General features: G+C 68.1%; 3 protein-coding genes and 1 pseudogene. 1 reads left to right on the plus strand and 3 read right to left on the minus strand.

Going from position 1 to position 5,299, the window contains the following annotated elements; genetic code table 11:
• Window positions 1-237 precede the first annotated feature (237 nt).
• A complete protein-coding gene (locus tag ACFWBT_RS41610; RefSeq protein ID WP_385709633.1) occupies window positions 238-1,638 on the minus strand; it encodes an FG-GAP-like repeat-containing protein in 1,401 nt (466 codons plus the stop codon).
• 482 nt (window positions 1,639-2,120) lie between these two features.
• Window positions 2,121-4,142 (minus strand): LpqB family beta-propeller domain-containing protein, encoded by a 2,022-nt coding sequence (locus ACFWBT_RS41615; RefSeq protein ID WP_385709636.1) that lies wholly within the window; start codon window positions 4,140-4,142, stop codon window positions 2,121-2,123.
• A 246-nt stretch (window positions 4,143-4,388) separates the two neighbouring features.
• Between ACFWBT_RS41615 and ACFWBT_RS41620 the strand changes: the two are divergent.
• A pseudogene (locus ACFWBT_RS41620) lies at window positions 4,389-4,518 on the plus strand (SpdD protein); the annotation flags it as partial.
• A gap of 366 nt (window positions 4,519-4,884) precedes the next feature.
• Here the strand turns inward: ACFWBT_RS41620 and ACFWBT_RS41625 are convergent.
• Window positions 4,885-5,299 (minus strand): tetratricopeptide repeat protein (locus ACFWBT_RS41625; protein ID WP_385709639.1); only part of this gene is annotated, 415 nt, incomplete at its 5' end.

Genomic DNA, 5,299 nt, shown 5'->3' on the forward strand with positions numbered 1-5,299 from the left:
GAAGCGGGCACGCGCCGCGGCCTGGATCCCGTAGGCCAAGGCACCCACGACGCCGCAAGCTCCTCCGACGATCTCGGCTGTCAGGAAGCGACGGTAGCGGCGGTAGTGGCGGCCACAGCGGCTTCAAGGGCAGCACTCACTCTGCGGGGCCTTGGACCTGCGGGCCGGCAGGGTTCGGCACGCCGACGAGCGGGCCGTCCGGACTCGTCCGCGGATGCCCCGCAGGGCCCGACGGGCTCAGCGCGCGAAGGTGGCTCCGAATCGGGAATCCTTCTGCGGCGCGTTCAGAGTGCTGGGGCTGAAGGAAGCGACATCGGTCGTCGTCAGGCCGGTCTTCGAGCCGCGAAGCAGCCAGGCCGCGCCCGAGTTCTGATAGGTGCCGTCCTCCTGCGGCGCGCCCACGGCGAGGTCCGCGCGATGGTTGGCGTTGACGTCCGCGAGCAGTACCGAGGCGCCGAAGTTGTCGCCTTTCTCGGATGCGCCCGGCACGCCGGACGTGGACTGGTTGAAGGCCTGTGCCCCGGTACCGGTGAGGCCGGACGCGCCGCCCTTGAGCAGGACCACCGCGCCTGCCTCGCGGATCGAGCCGATGTCCTCGCCGGGTACGCCCACCGCGATGTCCAGGTAGCCGTCGCCGGTCACGTCGCCGGCGGCGAGCGAGTAGCCGAACTGGTCGCCGTAGTCCGTGTCGCCGTTGCCCGCCTCGCCGACGCCCGGGACGCCCGCCGTGTCCTGGTTGATCTTGACGGTACGGGTGGAGAAGCCGGACGCCGAGCCGTAGACGACGCGGATGTCGCCGGCCTGGTACTCCCTCGTCTCGGAGACGTGGTCGACCTGACGGGCGATGAAGTCGCCGTAGCCGTCCTTGTTCACGTCGGCGATGATCCCGTCGACCGTGTAGTAGCCGGAGGACTGGAAGGTCCTGCTCAGCCCGGTGGACGTGCCTTTCCACAGGCGGGACTTGTACTGAATCTCGTCGAAGCCGTGCTGGGTGACGACATCGTCCTTGCCGTCCCCGGTGACGTCGCCGACGGTGAAGCCCTGCGGGCCGTCCTCGTCGTCGAAGGCGAGCGTGTCGGTCGACGCGGGCACCCCGGCGCGGGTGAAGGGACCGAAGCGCACCTCCAGCGAGCCACCGACGTTGGCGACGAGGTCGGCGTGACCGTCGCCGTTGATGTCACCGCCACCCACCTGGTACGTCCTGCCGGCGAATGCGGCGCCGCCGCCGAGTCCCTGGGCGGAGCCCCACAACACCACGGGTGTGTGGTGGCCGCCGACCACGAGGTCGGTGTAGCCGTCCTCGTCGAGGTCGCGGGCCGCCGTCCAGCTGCCGAAGTAGTCGTACTCCATGACGTCCCCGGGTATGCCCTCGGTGGCGCGCGTGATCAGCTTCGAGTGCGCGGTGTCGGCGCCGGCGGAGGAGCCGTACACGACCGACAGGTAGCCCGCGTCGCCGAGGCCCGACACCGTGGCGTTGGGCGCGCTGATCGCCAGGTCGGCGAACCCGTCGCCGTTGAAGTCGATCACCGGCGTCGTCGTCGTGGCGGAGGCCGGTGCGGCCAGAACCACGGGGGCGGTCAGCAGCGCGGCGAGCGCGGCACAACCCAAGGCGGAACGACGGCGGATGCGGTTGGGCACGGAGACTCCCGGTATCGGTTCCTGGCACATCGGTCGTTCATGTTGACCACCGCCGCCGCGTAATGGTTGTGGTGCGCGTTCGCGCAGCACCTACATCCCGCAGAGAGAAGAGCCACAGCCCCTCGCATCACCGTCCGGCCAGACGTCCCAGTTGCCAGATGCCTCCCGGCGACGGAGCTTCGCCCAGAGAAACCCCCGTTTTGCCTGACCGCCGACGGCAGTCTCTAGCCGGGAGGCGACATTGTCGGTGTGAAGTACCCGGGGCGGTGGGGGACTCGACGTGCCCCCTGAGTACGCCAACCGTTCTTGGGGTAAGGCTCAAGAATTCCCGCGAACGGGGCGCTTTCGGCATAGGTGTTGGCATCCGCTTTGGGAGAGCGGTTAGAGATCCATACGGCTGACTTGGGGCCTCGCTGCACCTGCCACCCGTTCCGGGGGTCCGGGACGGGCGGCAGGGCCGTGGTGGCGACTCGGGACGGCCGTTACGGCGTGTTGGTCGTCTTCAGGGCATCCAGGTCAGGCGCGGGGGTGTCGACGGCCTTTCCGTAGCCCCGGTCGATCCCGGTCCCGTTGGTGAGGGGGCGGGGTCCGGCCGACAGAGCGGAGGTACTGGGAATTTCACCGTTCTGATAGGGGTGGTAGTCGATCAGGCTGCGGCTTGCACTGATCGCGGAGCCGGCCGTCTCGAGTGCCGTGGCGGACACCGAGGTGCTGCCGCCGAAGGCGGTGACACTGTTGACGCCGGCGGCTTGGTCGATCAGATAATTCTGGGACATGTAGGACAGCTCGTCGTCGGTTGTCCACAGCAGCGGGGCGAAGGTGGACATCGCGGAGGACGCGGTGACGCCGCCGCGCCAGCTGTCGATGTTCGCCAGCACCGCGATGCTCGGTGCGCGCCACCAGATCTTGGCCAAGGCGACGGCGGTGCCGTCATGACCTTCGCCCTTGACCGGGTAGTAGGTCCACCGGCTCGGCCATTGCGAGAACGAGGTGTGGGTCAGCGCGTAGGCGGCCGATTCGCCGACCGGGATCATCATCGTCTCGTCCGGATCGAGACCATTGAGGTACGCCTTCACCGATGAGGTGAGCGTGTTGCCGTCGTTGAGCACGACGACGGCCTTACCGCCGGTGCCGAGGCCGCCTGCGGCGGAGGACGCGGCGAGCGCGGAGTGGTAGTCGGAGCCGGTCGCGATGAACACGTACTCCGGAGCGCTGGTGATCGACTTCGCGACGGCGACGGAGGTCGAATAGCGTGAGGTGCCGGACAGTCGCTTGGCGGTGTAGCCGAGGGATGCCACCTTGGAGGCGACGCTGCTGCTGAGAATGTCGGTGTTGCCCACCAGGTAGACCGTGGCGCCGGGCTTGAGCATCCGCTTCAGTTCGGTCTGCGTCGCCGACGACAGCGAACCGCTCGGCGTGCCAAGTACCGGGCCCCACTTCTTGCCGCCGAGCGCGGCCGCGGTGAGGGCGTAGGACGGACTGTCCGCATTGATCAGTACGGCCGCTTTGGCGTCGTACAGGCCGGGGATGTGCTGGCCGACGGTGTTCCAGGTCCACTTGGAGCCGGCGATGTTGGTGCCGTTCGAGTCCGCGCCCCACACGCGGGAGGTGCTGTTGTGGCGCTGCGGCTGCCAGGCCGCGTCCCGGGTGCCCTTGCTGTAGGCGGGGGTGGTGACCTCGCTGGTGGCGAGGTTCAGCACCCGGGTGTAGGAGGTGCCGCTGACGGTGGTGTTGTACGCGATCTTGGTGCCCGATCCCGACCAGGACGGTGTGCTCACCGCCTCGGTGCCGTGGGTCACCTGCGTCAGCTCGGTGCCGTCCACGCCGATCGTGAACAACTGCTTGACGCCGCTCACGGACCGCACGAAGGCGACCTTCGTGGCGTCGGGGGAAATGGCCGGGTGTTCGGCGCTGGTTGCAAGGCGCTTGAAGGCGTCGGCTTCGGCGTTGTAGAGCCAGACCGCTGAAGTACCGGCAGACGCGCAGGTGTCGCCGGTGCGAGTGAAGGCCAGCAGGCCGTTGATGGCTCCGCTGGGCTGGCCGTCACAGCCGTCCTCGGCCGTGGTGAACAACGCCCGCCCGACGAGGGAGCCGTCGGAGGGCGCGATGCGCAGTCGGCCACTGGCGGAGTAGACGACGCTGCTGCCGTGGTACCAGTACGTGGGATTGCTGGCCGCCCCGATGCCGGACTCCTCGCGGAACTTGACATAGGCGTTGCCGGTGTAGCGGCGGGTCATGATCAGACCGCTGCCGCTCTGGACGTACGCGACACGGCTGCCGTCCGGCGACCAGGACGGCTGCTTGCCGTCTTTGAACAGGAACGTGGAGTTGGACCCCACGGACACGTAACCCGTACTGAAGACCCAGGCCAGCTTTCCGTCCGCAGCCGGCCAGGAGGCCGAACCGGCGCCGGACGCGCCGGGCGCCGTCAGAGCCAGCACGCCCGCCGCCAGAGCGGACGCGGATGCGAGCACCGCGAGACCGCGGCGCAAATGAGTGTTCAAGATGCCCCCCACAGATGAATGAACGCCGCCACAGCGATCCCCCAGCGGTAGACACCCAGTGTCACCCCCTTGGCGGCGACGACACTCTAACCTCACCCCTGACCAGCGGAAACACCATGCTCAGACGCCACGATCCGACAAGACATCCGAGGGTGAACTACGCCCCTCCGTCACCCCATTGCGCCGACTATCGGCAAGGTCGTAGGTCATGCCCGAACGATCGCAGGCGAGTTCTGAAGCGGTGCAACAGTTGCGGCGGTCCTTGTCGTGGACGTCGTGCTGACCGCGCTCCTGGCGACGGTCGCCATCACGGCCGTCTCCGTCTCCATCGGCCCTGGTGCTGCGATGCCTGCTCAACAGTGCCCACAAGCGCTGACCAGCCTGCCGGGGCGGCCTCGATACCGCCCAGCATCCCGCCGCCCCGGCAGGCGCGGACCTCCCGACCGAAACCGAAAGGACAGCTCCCAGCCGTGACGGAGGAGGTCTACCGGAAGCAGATCCGACCCGTGATCCAGACCGGTGCCGTGGTCATGGACGGCATCTTCGGCTCCGACCGACGCGGGTCGTAGGCACTCCGGAATCGATAGTCACGCAGTTAGACCACAGCAACGCCAGAGGGCCCTTACCGATCCGGTAAAGGCCCTCTGAACTGCTCTTTAGCTGTCGGGGTGGCGGGATTTGAACCCACGACCTCTTCGTCCCGAACTCTCGGCGGGAAGGCCATTGCCGGTTCTCGGGCTGCTCAATCAGCCGTGGACGGTTTTTGAGGTACAGCCTTGGTTACTGAGGTTGCTGTACTTCCGTGCTGTACAGCTTCGGCCTCCTGACACACCCTGGCGAGGTTGTTGCGGCTGGTCAGGGTGTGGGGGTGGGTGTCGCCCAGGACCTGCTCACGCTGGAGGAGGGTGGCCTCCAGCAGGGGGATGGCCCGTCCCAGGTCCCCCGCTGCCCGGTAGGCGTAGGCGAGGTTGTTGCGGCTGGTCAGGGTGTGGGGGTGGGTGTCGCCCAGGACCTGCTCGTACTGGGCGAGGGTGGCTTTGTACAGGGGGATGGCCCGTCCCAGGTCCCCCGCCGACTCGTAAGCGGCGGCAAGGTTGTTGCGGCTGGCCAGGGTGTGGGGGTGGGTGTCGCCCAGGACCTGCTCACGCTGGGCGAGG

It is taken from the genome of Streptomyces sp. NPDC060027, assembly GCF_042737005.1.
In the GTDB taxonomy this organism is placed as follows: domain Bacteria; phylum Actinomycetota; class Actinomycetes; order Streptomycetales; family Streptomycetaceae; genus Streptomyces.